A 17,414-nucleotide genomic window follows, 5' to 3' on the forward strand; every position below is an offset into this window, starting at 1 on the left:
CTGGTTTTTTTATGCCTGCAATCTGCCTTTCCGCGCCAGATGGCGTATCATTTACAAGGTTTTTCTTAATGATTTAACGGACAGGGGATGCCGTGAACTGGCAACAATTTAAAACTGACTATCTGGTGCGTTTCTGGGCGCCGCTGCCGGCGGTGATCGCCGCCGGTCTGCTGGCCACTTACTACTTTGGCCTGACCGGTACCTTCTGGGCTGTTACCGGGGAATTTACCCGCTGGGGCGGCCACGTTCTGCAATGGCTGGGACTGCATCCCGAGCAGTGGGCGTATTTCAAAGTGATTGGTCTGGAAGGCACGCCGCTGACGCGCATCGACGGCCGGATGATTATCGGCATGTTCGCCGGCTGCATCGCCGCCGCGCTGTGGGCCAACAACATCAAGCTGCGCCGGCCGCAGCACCGCATTCGCATTGTGCAGGCGCTGCTGGGCGGCATTATCGCCGGTTTTGGCGCGCGTCTGGCGATGGGCTGCAACCTGGCGGCATTTTTTACCGGTATTCCGCAGTTTTCGCTGCACGCCTGGCTGTTTGCGCTGGCGACCGCCGTCGGCTCTTACTTTGGCGCCAAATTTACCCTGCTGCCGCTGTTCCGCGTACCGGTAAAACTGCAGAAAGTGCAGGCCGCCGCGCCGCTGACCCAGCTGCCGCAGCAGGCGCGCCGCCGTTTCCGTCTGGGGATGGTTATCTTCCTGTTGATGACGGCCTGGTCGCTGTGGACGCTGTTTGATGCGCCGAAGCTGGGCATCGCCATGCTATTCGGCATCGCCTTCGGCCTGCTGATTGAACGGGCGCAGATTTGCTTCACCTCGGCGTTTCGCGATCTGTGGATCACCGGCCGCACCCATATGGCGCGGGCGATTATTTTAGGCATGGCGGTCAGCGCCATCGGCATCTTCAGCTATGTGCAGCTGGGCGTGGCGCCCAAAATCATGTGGGCCGGGCCGAACGCGCTGATTGGCGGTCTGCTGTTCGGTTTCGGCATCGTGCTGGCCGGCGGCTGCGAGACCGGCTGGATGTACCGTGCGGTGGAAGGGCAGGTGCACTACTGGTGGGTCGGGCTGGGCAATATCATCGGCGCGACGCTGCTGGCCTACTACTGGGATGCGCTGGCGCCGTCGTTGGCCACCGACTATGACAAGGTCAACCTGCTGGAGGTATTCGGCCCGACGGGCGGGCTGCTGGTGACTTACCTGCTGTTGGCGTTGGCGTTGGTCGCTATGCTGTGGTGGGAGAAACGCTTTTTCCGCGCCAGGGCGCGGACAGAACAGGTTAGTGCGAGGAGTATGTGATGACGCAACAAACGATAGTGCCGGATTACCGTCTGGATATGCTGGGCGAGCCGTGCCCTTACCCGGCGGTGGCGACGCTGGAAGCGATGCCGCAGCTGAAAGCCGGCGAAATCCTGGAGGTGATCAGCGATTGCCCACAGTCGATCAATAACATCCCGCTCGATGCGCGCAACCACGGCTACACGGTGCTGGATATCCAGCAGGACGGGCCGACTATCCGCTATCTGATCCAGCGTTAACCGCGCGGGCCTGTGCCCGCCGTTACTCCGCGCCGCCGGTCAGCAGTTGCAGGCGGCGCTCGCTCTGCTCATCCGCCGGTATATACACCAGCATCCGGTCGCCGTTGCGCGGCGCCGACCACCAGTTATTCTGCCGCAGACTCATTTCCCCGACCTGCGGGTGGAGGAAGCGTTTGACGTTGTTATCGATGCTGCGTACCTCATGCCGCTCCCACAGCGCGCGAAAATCCTCCGAGACCGACAGATAGCGCGCCAACTGCTGCTCCCAGACCGGATCGCCCAGATGCTCCGCCATCTGCGCGCGGAACAGCGCCACCATTTTCGGCATGATATCGTCCCAGTCCAGCTGGCTGGCGCGCCACTGCTCGTGGGTGAACGCCAGATAGATACAGTTACGATCCTCCGGCGGCAGCGTAGCCAGATCGACGCCCATCAGCAGACAGTAGGCGCGGTTAAAGCCGAGAATATCAAAACGTGCGTTAGAGATGATCGCCGGTAGCGGATCGAGCTGATCCAGCAGCCGCTGCCCGTAGGGCGACAGCTTTTCACAGCCGTCGTGGCGGGCGCCGGCCGGCAGGCTTTGCCCCGCCAGCCTGAACAGGTGGTGGGTTTCCGCCTCATTGCACTGCAGCGCGTGGGCGATGGCGCTCAGCGTTTTCGCCGAGGCCTGGATCGCCCGGCCCTGTTCCAGCCAGGTGTACCAGGTAATGCCGACGTCGGCTAGCTGCGCCACTTCCTCCCGGCGCAGGCCGGGCGTGCGGCGCTGGCGCATACGCGGCAGGCCCAGCCGGTTCGGGTCCAGGCTTTCGCGGCGAGCGCGCAAAAAGGCGCCCAGCTGCTTGCGGTTATCTGTCTGTCCGGCGTCGAACGGGGATATGGTTTCAGACATAAATAGTTTCCCTGCGCAATAAGACCGGTAGTTTTTATACCATGATAATCAAGAACTGGTACCCGTTTAATTTAATGGTGATGCTAGTCACATTCCTGGTTTGATACAAGGGTAAGACACGATGAGCACACCATCATCTGCGGCCGGTCTGGGCCGTGCGGGGTTGATAATTTTATTGGCGGGGCAGCTGTTGCCGATGATTGACTTTTCCATCGTCAACGTCGGGCTGGATGCGATGGCGCAGTCGCTGCACGCCAGCCCGACGCAGCTGGAGCTGATCGTCGCGGTTTACGGCGTGGCGTTTGCCGTTTGTCTGGCGATGGGTAGCCGCATGGGGGATAACCTGGGGCGCAGACGCCTGTTTTTATGGGGCGTGCGGCTGTTCGCCGTGGCCTCGCTGATGTGCGGCCTGGCGAACTCGGTCTGGCTGCTGCTGGTGGCGCGTACGCTGCAGGGGGTCGGCGCGGCGATGATTGTGCCGCAGATTATGGCGACCATTCACGTTTGCCTGCGCGGACGCGAGCACGCCCGGGCGATGGCCCTGTACGGCGGCATCGGCGGGCTGGCGTTTATCATCGGCCAGGTGCTGGGCGGGTTGCTGATTTCACTGAATATCGCCGGCTACGGCTGGCGCAGCGTCTTTTTGATCAATATTCCGCTGTGCGCGCTGGTGCTGGCCTGCGCCCATCGCTGGGTGCCAGACACGCGCGCGGAGCGGCCGGTCAATATCGACTGGCCCGGCACTTTACTGCTGGCGCTGACCATCGTCTGCCTGCTGTTTCCGCTGGCGCTGGGGCCGGTGTGGCATTGGCCGTGGCCGTGTCTGGCGCTGCTGGCGCTCAGCGGACCGCTGTTGCTGCAGCTGTGGCGCGTGGAGCTGCGGCAGGAACGGCGCAATAACTTCCCGCTGCTGCCGCCGGCGCTGCTGCGGCTGGCGAGCGTCAGATTCGGGCTGACCATCGCTATTTTGTTCTTCTCCTGCTGGAGCGGCTTTATGTTTGTGATGGCGCTGACGCTGCAGGCGGGCGCGCAGCTGAACGCCTTCCAGTCGGGCAATGCGTTTATTGCGCTTGGGGTGGCCTATTTTATCTCCTCGCTGCTGAGCAGCATGGTGATCGAGCATATCGGCAAGGTGCGCGCGCTGCTGCTTGGCTGCCTGATCCAGATCGGCGGGCTGTTGGCGCTGATGCTGACCATGCTGCTGGTGTGGCCGCAGCCGGGCATTCTCAATTTGATCCCGGCGACGCTGCTGATTGGCGCCGGTCAGGCGCTGATCGTCAGCGGCTTCTTCCGTATTGGCCTGGCGGACGTGCCGGTCGAGCATGCCGGTTCCGGCAGCGCCCTGCTGGCGACGGTGCAACAGACGTCGCTGGGGCTGGGGCCGATTCTGTTGGGGACGGTGCTGGTGCAGGTGCTGCACGTGTCGCCGGGCGACTACCTGCATGCTTTGCTGGCGGCACTGGCGCTGGAACTGCTGCTGATGTTGGCGCTGCTGCTGCGCACCGGGCTGGCGCTGCGCGCCGATCGGCGGCTGGCGGCGGCCGGGCAGCCTTCACGCAGCTGAAACAAGGGCGGGGGAAGAATTCCCCCGCCGCGGCGCGCGGCGTTTAGCCGCGCGTTAACCCATCCTTCACCTGCGCGACGATCTCAAACGAACGCAGCCGCGCCTGATGGTCAAAGATCTGGCCGTTAACCATGATTTCATCGGCCTCGGTTTCTTGCAGCAGCGCCTGCAGCCCTTCACGCACGCTATTTTCATCACCGACGATCGACATCCGTAGCGCCTGCTCGACGCCATACTGCTCGCCAGCGCTCCACAGCGCATGAATATTGTCTACCGGCGGCGGCAGCGGCCCCGGTTCGCCGCGGCGCAGGTTGATAAACTGCTGCTGCATAGAGCTGAACAGGAAGCGCGCATCGCGCTCGCTGTCGGCGGCAATCACGTTGACGCACACCATCGCATGCGGCTGCGGCCAGCGTTCGGAAGGCTGATAGTTTTCCCGATACAGTCGCAGCGCCTGGAACAGCATATCCGGCGCGAAGTGGGAGGCGAAGGCGAACGGCAGGCCCAGCTTGGCGGCCAGCTGCGCGCTGTACAGGCTGGAGCCCAGCAGCCAGATCGGCACGTGCAGCCCTTGCCCCGGCACCGCCTGTACCGGCTGTCCGGGCTGCGTCTCGGCAAAGTAGTGCTGCAGTTCCTGTACGTCGCGCGGGAAGTTATCCACCTCGCCGGACAGGTGGCGGCGCAGCGCCATCATGGTGCGTTGGTCGGTGCCGGGCGCGCGGCCCAGCCCCAGATCGATACGGCCGGGGTACAGCGACTCCAGCGTGCCGAACTGTTCGGCGATCACCAGCGGGGCATGGTTGGGCAGCATCACACCGCCGGAGCCTAGGCGGATGCTGTCGGTGCCGGCGGCCAGATAGCCGAGCAGCACCGAGGTCGCCGCGCTGCCGATACCGGTCATATTGTGATGTTCCGCCAACCAATAGCGTTGGAACCCCCACTTTTCAGCATGTTGTGCTAAATCTAAAGAGCAGTGAAACGCGTCGCGCGCCTTTGCTCCCTGAGGAATGGGGGAGAGATCCAGTACCGAAAGCGGGACCGATGCGTGTTGTGTCATATCATTCGTCCATTGTTGCAAGTTTCATCGCTTAAAGGGCGAGTGCAGGGATCTGCAATTTCACGTTAAAAGCATAATGCAAATTGCGGTTATAAAAGAGGATATACGTGCTTGTGATATCCTTGTCGCAGATACGGCCTTTTGGGAGAGACCGACATTGTATGGACCGTCATATTTGTATGGACCGTCATATTTTCGCCAGCCGCTTACGCTCAGGGAGCTTTGATGCATGAATAAAAAGACCTTATTGACCCTGTTGCTGGTGGTGATCGCCATTGCGATGGCGGTATTGTTCCGCTCGCATAATCAGGATCTGTTGCTGCAGGGCGAAGTAGACGCGCCGGAAGTGATCGTGGCGTCAAAAGCCAAGGGACGGGTGGTGGAACGCCTGATTGAACGCGGCGATGACGTCAAGTCCGGCCAGGTGATGATTAAACTGGACAGCCCGGAACTGCTGGCCCAGCTGCGTTCGGCGCAGGCGACGCGCGATGAGGCCAAGGCGCAGCTCGATCAGTCGCTGCACGGCACGCGCGAAGAGAACATCCGCAGCCTGCGCGCCAGCCTGGCGCAGGCGCAGGCCGAACTGCGCAACGCGCAGCATGATTACGACCGCAACCGCAGCGTGGCGGCTAAAGGCTATATCTCCAAGTCCGAGCTGGACAGCTCGCGCCGTTCGCGCGATACCGCCTATCAACAGGTGCAGGACGCGAAGGCCAAGCTGGATGAAGGCATCAACGGCGACCGTATTGAGCTGCGTCAGCAATACGCCGCGGCGCTGCGCGCAGCGGAAGAGAACCTGCTGGAAGTGCAGGCGCAGGCCGACGACCTGCAGGTGAAAGCGCCGGTGGACGGCGAAGTGGGGCCGATTCCGGCCGAGGTCGGCGAACTGCTGAACGCCTCCAGCCCGCTGGTGACGCTGATCCGCCTGCCGGACGCCTACTTTGTGTTTAACCTGCGGGAAGACATTCTGGCGAATATACGCAAGGGCGATAAGGTGAAGCTGCGCGTACCGGCGCTGAAGGATAAGCTCATCGACGCCGAAGTGCGTTATATCGCGCCGCTGGGGGATTACGCCACCAAACGCGCCACGCGCGCCACCGGCGACTTCGACCTGAAAACCTTTGAAGTACGCCTGTACCCGGCTCAGCCGATTGAAGGTCTGCGCCCAGGGATGAGCAGCTTATGGCAATGGAAAGAGTAAGGGCCGGATGGCGCTGCTTCAGCCACGCGTTTAGCCGGGAGTGCCGGGTTGCCTTTCGCAGCCCGGTGATCCACTGGCTGGGCTGGCTGTTTCCGCTGATGCTGTTCGGCCTGATCAGCAGCAACTTCTCGGAGGGCACGCTGCTGAACCTGCCGGTTTCGGTGGTGGATAACGATCACAGTCCGCTGTCGAAGTCGCTGATCCGCAAACTGGACGCCGGCTCCCATGCCCACGTCGAGGCCCATGACGGCGGGCTGAGCGAGTCGCTGCGCCGGCTGCGCAGCGCGCAGGACTATGCGCTGCTGTATGTGCCGCCGGATCTGGAGGCGAACGCCCTGGCGGGCAAGCAGCCGAGCATCGTGCTGTATTACAACGCCCTGTTCTATGGCGCCGGGCTCTATTCCACCCAGGATTTCAGCGGGCTGATGACGGAAACCAACGCCAGCTACCGCTCGATTATCGCCGCCAGCATGGGGAAAACGCTGCCGCAGCTGGCGGACGTGACGCTCAACTACGGCAGCTTATTTAACGCCAGCGGCAGCTATATCTATTATCAGCAGTTCGCCGCGACCATTCACCTGCTGCAGCTGTTTGTCGTCACCTGCATGATCTATGTGATGGCGCGCAGCAAGTCACTGCTGAGCGCGCGGCCGTTCAGCCTGGCGCTGCTGGGCAAGCTGGCGCCGTATACCATCTGCTTTACCACGCTGCTGATGATTGAGATTGCCGCGCTGGTGGGGATTTTCGACGCGCGCGTCAGCGGCAACCCGCTGTTTATGCTGCTGATTGGCTTTTTCTACGTGGCGGCGGCGCAGAGCATCGGCCTGCTGCTATTTACCTTTACCGGCAGCGCGATCACCGCCTACAGCCTGATCGGTATTCTGGTCAGTATCGCGATGACCTACTCCGGCATGGCGGTGCCGGAGCTGTCGATGCCGCTGCCGGCGCGGATTATTTCCAATATTGAACCGTTGACCCATGCGCTGTACGCGATGTTTGACGTCTTCTTGCGCCAGGTGCCGGCGCGGGCGATTTTCGGCGTGTGCGCGCTGCTGCTGGTTTATCCGCTGGTGACCGCGTTTCTGGTGCGCAACCGGCTGCTGAAGCGGTTGGCTAAGGACGGAGGAACGCAATGAAGAGCTACTGGCAAACCTTTAGCCGGGTGCTGATCGGCATGCTGGAGCGGCCGATGTGGTTGATGTTGATCCTGTCGCTGTGCGTGATGAGCCTGGTGTACGCCAACCGTTCGGTGTGGGATCTGCCGGTGGGGGTGATCGACCAGGATTACAGCAGCGCCAGTCGTGAGTTGATCCGCCAGTTGGACGCCACCTCGAAAGTCGCCATCAAAACTTACGACAGCCTGGAGCAGGCCCAGCGCGATCTGGGCTGGCGCGAGCTGTTTGCGGTGATCATTATGCCGGTGGATCTGGAGAAGAAGATCCTGCACGGCGAGAACATCGTGGTGCCGGTGTACGGCGACGCGACCAACCGGCTGGCCAACGGCCAGATCCAGCAGGACGTGGTGGCCGCCTATCAGCAGCTGCTGAGTCAATACAATACCTCGCTGCTGCTACGCAGCGGCTTTAGCGAACGGCAGGCGCAGATCATCATGACGCCGATTCAGGGGCAGACGCTGGACGTGTTTAACCCCGGCATCAGCTTTGCGGCGATCGTGTTCCCCGGCCTGCTGGTCATGCTGCTGCAGCACTCGCTGCTGATCGCCAGCGTGCGGGTCAGCATCGCGTTGAAAAGTGCGCCGAGCGGCAAACCTTCGATCCCGGTGTACCTTGGCGGCCTGTCGGCGCTGCTGCCGATCTGGCTGTTTTTGTCCATCGTGCTGTTTGTGCTGTGGCCGTGGGTGCTGGGCTACCGGCAGACGGCGAATATTGCGGAGGTGCTGCTGCTGACCTTCCCGTTCCTGTTGGCGGTGCTGGGGTTAGGGAAGCTGGTGACCGAATGCTTGCGCAGCGTGGAGATGATTTACCTGACGCTGGCGTTTATCACCACGCCGATTTTCTACCTTTCCGGCACCATCTGGCCGCTGCAGGCGATGCCGGGCTGGGTGCGCGCCATTTCATACTGCATCCCTTCCACCTGGGCCACCAAAGCGATCGCCGGGGTGAACCAGATGGGGATGTCGCTGAATGAAGTGGGGAACGACGTGCTGATGCTGCTGCTGCTTGGTGCGGTGTATACCGTGATCGGCATCGGGGTGGGGCTGGCGCATAACAGCGTAGCGCTGCGCAACCTGTTCCGGAAACGGCGGGTGTAGTGTTGCAGGATAAAGTCTGTTCGGTACGTGCGGCAGAAGGTGAGTGATTATCTGTTTGGTGCCGCGGCTATTCTGTGGCGAAGTGAAAATAAAGTTATTTTTTTTCAATCGGTTATATTTTTCAGATTATCGTAGAAAGTCGGTGGCTTTTTTAAGTGGTAAAAAATCAATATAATTCAATTGGATATATTTAGTGTGTTCCCCGCGCGAGCGGGGATAAACCGCCTGGCCGTCGTTGGCCAGCGTGATCAGCACCGTGTTCCCCGCGCGAGCGGGGATAAACCGCCCGCGGCGCGAACGGCAGCGGCGCATTCCTGGTGTTCCCCGCGCGAGCGGGGATAAACCGCCGATCCGGGTCAGCAAGCCCAGCACAGCAGAGTGTTCCCCGCGCGAGCGGGGATAAACCGTTAAAATATACGCGGTGATAGTCACCTTTAATGTGTTCCCCGCGCGAGCGGGGATAAACCGGTTTTTCTGACGTCACCACGCGAGCAGAGGAAGTGTTCCCCGCGCGAGCGGGGATAAACCGAGGTCTACGAGGGCGTCGTCCGGCTGACAAAAGTGTTCCCCGCGCGAGCGGGGATAAACCGGAGCAGTCGCAAGTTGAGGACGTGACGCCTGAGTGTTCCCCGCGCGAGCGGGGATAAACCGCAGACTCACTCGATTTGGAGGCATGAACAGTGGTGTTCCCCGCGCGAGCGGGGATAAACCGAAAATTTGATATTAATAGCGCAATGATTGTGGGTGTTCCCCGCGCGAGCGGGGATAAACCGGCAGTTACCGCACCAGCTCTAGCCCGGCGACGCGTCGCCAGTAGCCGTTGCAGTCGCTATCGTTAGTCAGCGCCAGCGGCTGCCCGGCATTTTCATTGGCGCGGAACTGTTCGAGTATTGTCAGCGTTTCCACGCCCTGCGGCGACAGCCGCACGATATCGACCAACTCCTGCATGCCGTTTAGCTCATTCCCCAGGTTGTAGCAGTAGCCGCTCATGGTCTGGATGCCGTTGAGCACGAACACCTGCTGATTTTCCTGTGAGCGCATGGCGCGCCCCTGCGGGTATTTGATGCAGCAGGTTTCGCACTCATCCTTGCCGCGGTTTTCCGAGCGGGCGGTAAAGCAGCGGGCGGAGTAGGCCAGCGGCAGGTGACCGTAGCCCAGCACCTCTACCTCAAAACCGCGGCGGAAGCCCAGCTCGGCGCACTGCTCCAGCACTTTTCCCAGCCAGTCGCGGGACAGCTCCACCGGCATGCACCAGCGCGTCATGCCCTGCTTGTGCAGCAGCCGCAGGGTATAGGCGTTGTAGCAGTTCAGCGCGTGGCCGGCGACGAACGGCAGGCCGCGCTCCGCCGCCATATTCACCGTACCGAGATCGTTAGCCTCAATCAGAAACTCGCCGTTCTCTACGTAGCGCTTCAGCTCGTTTAATTCGGAAGGCGCCTGCAGCAATGCCAGCGTGGAAAGCACCACCTGCTTGCCGGACTGTGCTACCTCTTTGGCCAGCGCCAGCCAGTCGCCGACCTTCATCTCGCGCCGCTTGGTGCAGACGCTTTCGCCGAGATAAATAATATCGGCGCTGCTGTGCATCGCCTGCTGGTAAAAGCTCTCGGTCTCGGTTTTCGGCCAGTAGTAGAGCACCGGCCCCAATGCGTATTTCATGCAGCCTCCTGCTATTGCCATTTACGGTGATAGGCGCCGAGCGTGGTCTGAGTGCCTTCAGACATGGCGCCGAGCGCCGTCATCCAACTGGCGTCGGGTTGGTAGCCGGCGGGGTCGGCGATGCAGCGATCGATCGCCTGACGCCAGACGCGCGCCACCTGGCTGACATAGGCCGGGCTGCGCTGGCGACCCTCAATTTTTACCGAAGCGATATTGGCGGCCAGCAGCTCCGGCAGCAGCGCCAGCGTGTTCAGGCTGGTGGGTTCTTCCAGCGCGTGGTAGCGCACGTCGTCAACCAGATAGCGCCCTTTGCACAGCGTCGGGTAACCGGCGTTTTCGCCTTCCTGGTAGCGGTCAATCAGCACGTCGTTGAGGCGTGATTCCATGCCCTGCGGCGTCTGCTGCCAGCGGACAAAGCGCGCCGGCGAACAGGCGCCGACGGTATTGGGGGACTCGCCGGTCAGGTAAGAAGAGAGATAGCAGCGGCCTTCCGCCATGATGCACAGGCTGCCGAAGGCGAACACCTCCAGCGGCACCGGGCTGGTGCGCGCCAGTTGTTTCACCTGATGCATCGACAACACGCGCGGCAGCACCACGCGGTGCACGGCAAAGTGGCGTTGATAGAAGCGAATCGCCTCCTCATTGGTGGCGGAGGCCTGTACCGAGACGTGGCGCTCAATATGCGGATAGCGCTTGGCGGCGTACTCCAGCATCGCCAGATCCGCCAGAATCAGCGCGTCGGCGCCCAGCTGCGCCGCCATATCCACCGCGCGCTGCCAGCGGGCATAGCCGTCGGGGTGGGCGAAGGTGTTGATGGCGATATGCAGCTTACGGCCGTGACGATGCACATACTCCACCGCTTCCTGCAGTTTTTTTTCGCTGAAGTTGAGCCCGGCGAAGTGGCGCGCGTTGGTGTCGTCCTTCAGACCGATATACACGGCGTCGGCGCCGTTATCGACTGCGGCCTTCAGCGCCGGTAAATTCCCGGCGGGACAAAGCAGCTCCATACTGTGATCCTGGTCCAGCGACGAGGCGCTGTGACGGTTGTCGCCGCGGGCAATACGGCCGCGGCGATGTTTAACGGGGGGAATAATTTTAGTGAAGTCATACGCAACAGATTTTGATTTGGGGCAGTTTCTGGCGTATTGATAAACAAAGGGGCGTTAGCCGCAATCGCATGATTTGTTGATATAGACCGCGGAAGCCCGGCTGCAATATGGCAAAATAGCGCTAATTAAGTAATGAAGGAGTGGATGACCGTGTTGGAAAAACTACGATCGCGCATTGTGCGCCAGGGGCCGTCGCTGCTGCGCGTGCCGCTCAAACTCACCCCTTTCGCCCTGCAGCGTCAACTGCTGGAACAGGTGTTGGGCTGGCAGTTCCGTCAGGCGCTCGCGGATGGCGATCTGGAATTTCTTGAATCACGGTGGCTGAAGATCGAAGTGCGGGATCTGGCGCTACAATGGTTTATGACGGTAGAAAACGATCGGCTGGTGGTTCGCCAGCATGCACAAGCCGACGTCAGCTTCAGCGGCGACGCCAACGATCTGATCCTGATCGCGGCGCGCAAGCAGGATCCTGACACGCTGTTTTTCCAGCGTCGGCTACAGATTGAAGGGGATACCGAATTGGGCCTGTATGTAAAAAATCTGATGGATGCGATTGAACTGGAAGCCATGCCGGCACCGCTGCGCATTGGGTTGCTGCAGCTGGCGGAATTTGTTGAAGCAGGTTTACAAGAGGGCGCAGAACCGTCTTCCCAAGTGGTGGCGCCATGCTGATTCGCGTCGAGATTCCGGTAGACGCCGCAGGCATCGACGCTCTGCTGCGCCGCGCCTTCGGGCGTGATGATGAAGCCGACCTGGTGCGTCAGCTGCGTGAAGACGGCCAGCTGACGCTGGGCGTGGTCGCCACCGATGACGAAGGCGGCGTGGTGGGCTATGCCGCCTTCAGCCCGGTTGACGTCGCCGGGGAGGACCGCCAGTGGGTCGGTCTGGCGCCGTTGGCGGTGGAAGAGAGCCTGCGTCGTCAGGGGCTGGGGGAGAAGCTGGTTTACGAAGGGCTGGATGCGCTAAACGAGTTCAGCTACGCGGCGGTGGTGGTGCTGGGCGAGCCGGATTACTACGCGCGCTTTGGCTTTAAGCCGGCGGCGGAGTACGGGCTGAGCTGCCGCTGGCCGGGCTGCGAGCAGGCGTTCCAGGTCTACCCGCTGGCGCCGGACGCGCTGGACGGCGTCAGCGGTGCCGTGGACTACGCCGCGCCATTTAACCGTTTTTAACCAGCAGATAATCCAAAGACAGAGGCGGGTGTGACACCAGCCTCTCTTTTTGCGTTTTACTCAGCTGCTTGACGCGGTATTCCAGCCGCAGCGCCAGCGAACGGTCGCCGACCGCGCAGTGAAAGGCCAGCTGCAGCTCGCCTTTGCCGCGCAGCGCCTTGGCGCCTTTGCCCGCCTGATGCTGAGCCAGCCGCCGCAGCACATCGGTGGTGATGCCGGTATACAGCATGCCGCTTGGCAGGCGCAGCATGTACAGGTGCCAGGTGGTGCTTTCCGCCATTCATTCCTACCTTTGAGCGAGTTATCATCGCGCGGGTTCGTCCCGGGCGGTATACGGCGCCCAGTATCCCCGTTTCGTCTTTTCCTGTCTAACCGGACGATTGTACCGGTAAAAATATATGCAATCAGGCGATTATTATCGCCGGGGCGACTTTTTAGCAAAAATAAGAGATCGGCAATAGTAAAATAGATAATAGAACTTTATATTTCCCCCTGTGAGGGTAAACGGTTCATTGCCGCATGCTTATCGCTACGTCATAAAAATTGCGCCATAAAAATGGATTTTTCTAATTTTATAGGAAAGGAATAATAACCGTGGGCAATGTTATTGCGCCGTCAGAATTAAAAACTATCCTGCACTCCAAGCGTGCCAATTTATATTATCTGCAATACTGCCGGGTGCTGGTAAACGGCGGCCGGGTGGAATATGTCACGGATGAAGGCCGGCAGTCGTTGTATTGGAATATCCCCATCGCTAATACCACGGTGGTGATGCTGGGCACCGGCACGTCGGTTACCCAGGCCGCGATGCGTGAATTCGCCAAAGCTGGCGTGCTGGTTGGATTCTGTGGGGGCGGCGGTACGCCGCTGTATGCGGCCAATGAGGTTGAAGTTGACGTATCCTGGCTGACCTCGCAGAGCGAATACCGTCCCACTGAATATTTACAGCATTGGGTGAGCTTCTGGTTTGACGAACAATCCCGCCTGGCGGCGGCCATTGCTTTTCAGCGCGTGCGTATCGCACAGATAAAACAGCACTGGCTGGGGCCGGCCATGCAGCGTGAAGACGGGTTTAATTTATCCCAGGAGCGATTGCTGCAATTATTATCCCGCTATGAAAATAACCTCGCCGACTGTCGCAACGGCACCGATTTATTAACGCAGGAAGCGGTGATGACCAAAGCATTATATAAATTGGCGGCGCAGTCGGTGAGCTACGGCGATTTTACCCGCGCCAAGCGCGGCGGCGGGGCGGATGTCGCCAACCGCTTTCTCGACCACGGTAATTATCTGGCTTACGGACTGGCGGCGGTGGCGACCTGGGTTATCGGCTTACCCCACGGGTTGGCGGTGCTGCACGGCAAAACCCGGCGCGGCGGCCTGGTGTTTGACGTGGCCGACCTGATTAAAGACGCGCTGATCCTGCCGCAGGCGTTTATCGCCGCCATGGCGGGGGAGGACGAACAGACCTTTCGTCAGCGCTGCCTGAACGGTTTCCAGAAGGCACAGGCGCTGGACGTCATGATCGATGCCCTGCAGGATACGGCGCAGCAACTGAGCCAGGTGGCGCAATGAATATCATGCTGGTGGCGCAGTGCAGCAAACGGGCGCTGGTGGAAACGCGGCGTATTCTCGATCAGTTTGCCGAACGCCGTGGCGATCGAACATGGCAAACGGCAATCACGCTGGAAGGCTTGAACACGTTGCGCCGGCTGCTGCGCAAAACTGCGCGGCGCAACACGGCGGTGGCCTGCCACTGGATCAAAAGCGCCAACCAGACCGAATTACTGTGGATTGTCGGCAACCAGCGCTGTTTTAACCGTCAGGGTGCGGTGCCGACCAACGCCACGCAGCGCGATATTTTACGCCGCCAGGACGAAGACCAGTGGCGCAGCGCGGAGTGCATCAGCCTGCTGGCCGCCATCGCCGGCCTGTTTCACGACTTTGGCAAGGCCAATGCCCTGTTCCAGCAGGGGCTGCGCGGCCAGGCCAAAGGCTATCAGCCCTACCGGCACGAGTGGGTGTCGCTGCGACTGTTTTGCGTCTGGGTGGGGGAGCGCGGCGATCGGGAGTGGCTGGCGGCGTTGAGCGAAATCGATGCCGACGATGATGCGCGCATACTGAACGCGTTGGCCGCTGACGATTTCATGCCGGACTGTTCTCCTTTTGCCGCATTGCCGCCGCTGGCAACCACCGTGGCTTGGCTGATCGTTTCCCATCACCGCCTGCCGACCTATCTTGGTGTTGAATATGCGCCGGATCCGATGCAGATGGATATCTGGCTCACCCGGCAGTTGGATGCGGTGTGGAACGCCACCCACCATCAGCTTAACGACTGGAGCCGGGCGGACAGGGAAGCGGTGTGGACATTTCCCGACGGTACGCCGATACGCAGCCGGCACTGGCGCGTATCGGCGCATAAATTTGCCCGGCGCGCCCTGTTGCAGCCGGCGTTATTACAATACGGCGTACTGCAACAGCGCTTTACCAGCCATATGGCCCGCCTGACGCTGATGCTGGCGGATCATCACTATTCATCATTACCGACGGCGACTGCCGCCTGGCAGGATGACAGCTACGGCGCCTACGCCAACAGTGACCGGCAGAGCGGCCGGCTAAAACAGAAGCTGGATGAGCACACCATCGGCGTTGGACACAATGCGCTGCTGCTGGGGCGTAGTTTGTCGAAGATTCGCCGGACATTGCCGGCGATAACCCGCCATAAAGGCTTCCAGCGCCGCAGCACGCAGGAGCGCTTTCGTTGGCAGGATAAGGCGTTCGACGTGGCCAGCGCACTGCGGGAGCGCAGCGCGCGACAGGGCTTTTTCGGCGTCAATATGGCATCGACCGGCTGCGGCAAGACCTTTGCTAATGCGCGCATTATGTATGCCCTGGCTGATGAGGCGCTGGGCTGCCGTTTCTCGGTAGCGCTGGGGCTGCGTACGCTGACTTTACAAACTGGCGATGCGCTGCGGGATAAATTGCATCTGCAGGATGACGATCTGGCGGTGCTGATTGGCTCTGCGGCGGTCAGCCAGCTTCATCAGCTACGGCAGGAAGACGCCGTGCCGGGCGGCAGCGCATCGACCGAAGCGTTGCTGGCGGAGCATCACTATGTCAGTTATGAGGGCAGTCTGGACGACGGGCGACTGAGCCGTTGGCTGCAGAACCGCACGCCGTTAAATAAATTGCTTAGCGCACCGGTGCTGGTGACCACTATCGACCACCTGATTGGTGCGACGGAAGGCGTGCGCGGCGGGCAGCAGATCGCGCCGATGCTGCGCCTGTTGACCGCCGATCTGGTGTTGGATGAACCGGATGATTTTGATCTTAACGATCTGCCGGCGCTGTGCCGGTTGGTCAACTGGGCCGGCATGCTGGGCAGCCGGGTGCTGCTCTCTTCCGCCACTTTGCCGCCGGCGCTGATTGAAGCGTTGTTTAACGCCTACCGCGCCGGCCGGCAGGATTATCAGCAGGTGTGCGGTCAGCCCGACACGCAGCTGAATGTCTGCTGCGCCTGGTTTGATGAGCATGAAGCCATGCAGCAGGATATCGTCGACGCCGGCGGCTTTAAGCTGGCGCACGGTGCTTTTGTCGCGCGTCGCGTTGAGCGGCTGGGCGTCACGCCGGTATTGCGTCAGATGGCGTTGATGCCCGTTGAGTCCCTCAGCCAGCGCCCCGGTGACGTGTTGGACAGCGTGGCTGCGGCGTTTTCAACGGCGATGCAACGCCTTCATCACGATCATCATCAATGCCATCCATCCGGACAACGCGTATCACTGGGCGTTGTGCGTATGGCGAATATCGATCCGCTGGTGGCGGTAGCTCAGCGCCTGATGAATACGCCGTCACCGGCGGATACGCGGGTGCACTACTGCGTCTATCACAGTCAGCATCCGCTGATGATGCGTTCACATATCGAGCAGCGTCTGGATCAGACGCTGACGCGTTACGATCCGCAGGCGCTATGGCAAATTCCGGAGATTGCGCAGGCGCTGCGCCGTTATCCTGAACAAAACCAGCTGTTTGTGGTGCTGGCAACCTCGGTGGCTGAAGTCGGTCGCGATCATGATTACGACTGGGCGCTGGCCGAGCCAAGCTCAATGCGTTCACTGATTCAGCTGGCGGGGCGTATTCAGCGTCACCGCCGGCAGCCTGGTGAGACGGCGAATCTATGGGTGCTGCGGCAAAACATCCGGGCGCTGCGCGGGGCAGAACCTGCCTATACGCGACCGGGTTTTGAGTCCGCCGCCTTGGTGCTGAACAGCCACGATCTCAACGATATCCTGCGCCCTGAGCAGTATCAGGCCGTCAGCGCCATCCCGCGCATTCAGGAGCGCAGACCGCTGTCTTATAAAGAGAACTTTGTCGATCTGGAGCATTACAGCCTGCGGGTCAAACTACAGGGGCTGAAAGGGCAAAAAACCTATTACGCCGCGCAGTGGTGGCGTGAACAGGCGACCTGGAGCGGCGAGCAGCAACGGCTGACGCCGTTCCGATACTCTGCGCCCGATGAGCGTCACTGCCTGTGGATTGCGGAAGAAGGAGATACGCCGTGCTTCAAGTTTCCCGATCTGCAACCGGGGCAGTGGCGGGAGAGCGCCGGATTCCGCGCGGTGCCGTTGACCCTGGCCGACGGCGTCAGTGCGTGGTTTAGGTTGGACTATTTCGATGTGTATCAACGCCTGGCGGAGCAGTTGAACAAGGAGCTGAGCGACATCAGCCAGCAGTTTGGCGAAGTCTGCTTACGCCGCAAGGAAGGGGATGCGTTATGGCATTACCACCCGCTGTTGGGCGTGTTTGGCGCACTCGCATGAGTGCGCCGCTGCCTGTACGGCAGTGATTAACTGATTGAATTAGCTGAGATAAAATCATCTATTTCTAAGCTATCTGTTCGATAGTCACTTTATTATACATAAATATATTTACTTGAGAGAGAAGTTCGAAGAACAAG

General features: G+C 60.6%; 15 protein-coding genes and 1 CRISPR repeat array. Of the genes, 10 read left to right on the top strand and 5 right to left on the bottom strand.

Annotated elements, in window-relative coordinates; genetic code table 11:
• Positions 1-92: 92 nt before the first annotated feature.
• Both yedE and yedF read left to right on the top strand, forming a co-directional pair.
• On the top strand, positions 93-1,304 hold the full coding sequence (yedE, locus tag D781_RS01930) for a selenium metabolism membrane protein YedE/FdhT (protein WP_015670620.1): 1,212 nt from the start codon (positions 93-95) through the stop codon (positions 1,302-1,304).
• Positions 1,304-1,543 carry a sulfurtransferase-like selenium metabolism protein YedF gene (yedF, locus tag D781_RS01935; RefSeq protein ID WP_015670621.1) on the top strand — a complete coding sequence of 80 codons (240 nt, stop codon included), beginning with the start codon at positions 1,304-1,306 and terminating at the stop codon, positions 1,541-1,543. Before yedE ends, yedF begins: the two co-directional genes overlap by 1 nt.
• Positions 1,544-1,565: 22 nt before the next feature.
• Here the strand turns inward: yedF and D781_RS01940 are convergent, their stop codons facing one another.
• Positions 1,566-2,432, bottom strand: coding sequence for a helix-turn-helix transcriptional regulator (locus tag D781_RS01940; protein ID WP_015670622.1), 867 nt, complete (start codon positions 2,430-2,432; stop codon positions 1,566-1,568).
• A gap of 121 nt (positions 2,433-2,553) precedes the next feature.
• On the opposite strand from D781_RS01940, the gene D781_RS01945 reads away from it, so the two are divergent.
• Complete coding sequence (locus D781_RS01945) at positions 2,554-3,996, top strand: MFS transporter (protein ID WP_015670623.1); 1,443 nt, start codon at positions 2,554-2,556, stop codon at positions 3,994-3,996.
• Between the two features lie 43 nt (positions 3,997-4,039).
• Here D781_RS01945 and D781_RS01950 read toward each other — a convergent pair whose 3' ends face one another.
• On the bottom strand, positions 4,040-5,053 hold the full coding sequence (locus D781_RS01950) for a luciferase-like monooxygenase (protein ID WP_015670624.1): 1,014 nt from the start codon (positions 5,051-5,053) through the stop codon (positions 4,040-4,042).
• 229 nt (positions 5,054-5,282) lie between these two features.
• On the opposite strand from D781_RS01950, the gene D781_RS01955 reads away from it, so the two are divergent.
• From D781_RS01955 to D781_RS01965, 3 genes are read left to right on the top strand one after another with little or no spacing between them, the layout of a single operon-like run.
• Entirely contained in the window at positions 5,283-6,254 is a 972-nt protein-coding gene (locus tag D781_RS01955) for an efflux RND transporter periplasmic adaptor subunit (protein WP_015670625.1), read from the top strand.
• Positions 6,236-7,390, top strand: coding sequence for an ABC transporter permease (locus D781_RS01960; RefSeq protein ID WP_015670626.1), 1,155 nt, complete (start codon positions 6,236-6,238; stop codon positions 7,388-7,390). Before D781_RS01955 ends, D781_RS01960 begins: the two co-directional genes overlap by 19 nt.
• The gene (locus D781_RS01965; protein WP_015670627.1) at positions 7,387-8,526 is read left to right on the top strand and encodes an ABC transporter permease; all 1,140 of its coding nucleotides are present in this window, start codon (positions 7,387-7,389) and stop codon (positions 8,524-8,526) included. Before D781_RS01960 ends, D781_RS01965 begins: the two co-directional genes overlap by 4 nt.
• Before the next feature lie 195 nt (positions 8,527-8,721).
• Positions 8,722-9,299: a CRISPR direct-repeat array (repeat unit 29 nt; unit sequence GTGTTCCCCGCGCGAGCGGGGATAAACCG).
• Positions 9,300-9,303: 4 nt separating this feature from the next.
• Here D781_RS01965 and D781_RS01970 read toward each other — a convergent pair.
• A complete protein-coding gene (locus tag D781_RS01970; RefSeq protein WP_015670628.1) occupies positions 9,304-10,182 on the bottom strand; it encodes a U32 family peptidase in 879 nt (292 codons plus the stop codon).
• A gap of 11 nt (positions 10,183-10,193) precedes the next feature.
• Positions 10,194-11,189 carry a peptidase U32 family protein gene (locus tag D781_RS01975; protein WP_015670629.1) on the bottom strand — a complete coding sequence of 332 codons (996 nt, stop codon included), beginning with the start codon at positions 11,187-11,189 and terminating at the stop codon, positions 10,194-10,196.
• 246 nt (positions 11,190-11,435) lie between these two features.
• Here D781_RS01975 and D781_RS01980 point away from each other — a divergent pair, with 246 nt between their 5' ends.
• Positions 11,436-11,963: an SCP2 domain-containing protein gene (locus D781_RS01980; protein WP_015670630.1), complete on the top strand. Its 528-nt coding sequence runs from the start codon at positions 11,436-11,438 to the stop codon at positions 11,961-11,963.
• Positions 11,957-12,460 carry an N-acetyltransferase gene (locus D781_RS01985; RefSeq protein WP_015670631.1) on the top strand — a complete coding sequence of 168 codons (504 nt, stop codon included), beginning with the start codon at positions 11,957-11,959 and terminating at the stop codon, positions 12,458-12,460. Before D781_RS01980 ends, D781_RS01985 begins: the two co-directional genes overlap by 7 nt.
• On the opposite strand, the gene D781_RS01990 is transcribed toward D781_RS01985, so the two are convergent.
• Positions 12,447-12,740 carry a GIY-YIG nuclease family protein gene (locus D781_RS01990; RefSeq protein ID WP_015670632.1) on the bottom strand — a complete coding sequence of 98 codons (294 nt, stop codon included), beginning with the start codon at positions 12,738-12,740 and terminating at the stop codon, positions 12,447-12,449. The two genes, D781_RS01985 and D781_RS01990, sit on opposite strands and share 14 nt — an antisense overlap.
• A 314-nt stretch (positions 12,741-13,054) precedes the next feature.
• Here D781_RS01990 and cas1f point away from each other — a divergent pair, with 314 nt between their 5' ends.
• Positions 13,055-14,035 (top strand): type I-F CRISPR-associated endonuclease Cas1f, encoded by a 981-nt coding sequence (gene cas1f / locus D781_RS01995; RefSeq protein ID WP_015670633.1) that lies wholly within the window; start codon positions 13,055-13,057, stop codon positions 14,033-14,035.
• Positions 14,032-17,277 carry a type I-F CRISPR-associated helicase Cas3f gene (cas3f, locus tag D781_RS02000; protein ID WP_015670634.1) on the top strand — a complete coding sequence of 1,082 codons (3,246 nt, stop codon included), beginning with the start codon at positions 14,032-14,034 and terminating at the stop codon, positions 17,275-17,277. The genes cas1f and cas3f overlap by 4 nt, the downstream gene beginning before the upstream one ends.
• Positions 17,278-17,414 lie beyond the last annotated feature (137 nt).

The sequence above is a fragment of the Serratia sp. FGI94 genome, assembly GCF_000330865.1.
Classification (GTDB): domain Bacteria; phylum Pseudomonadota; class Gammaproteobacteria; order Enterobacterales; family Enterobacteriaceae; genus Serratia_B; species Serratia_B rubidaea.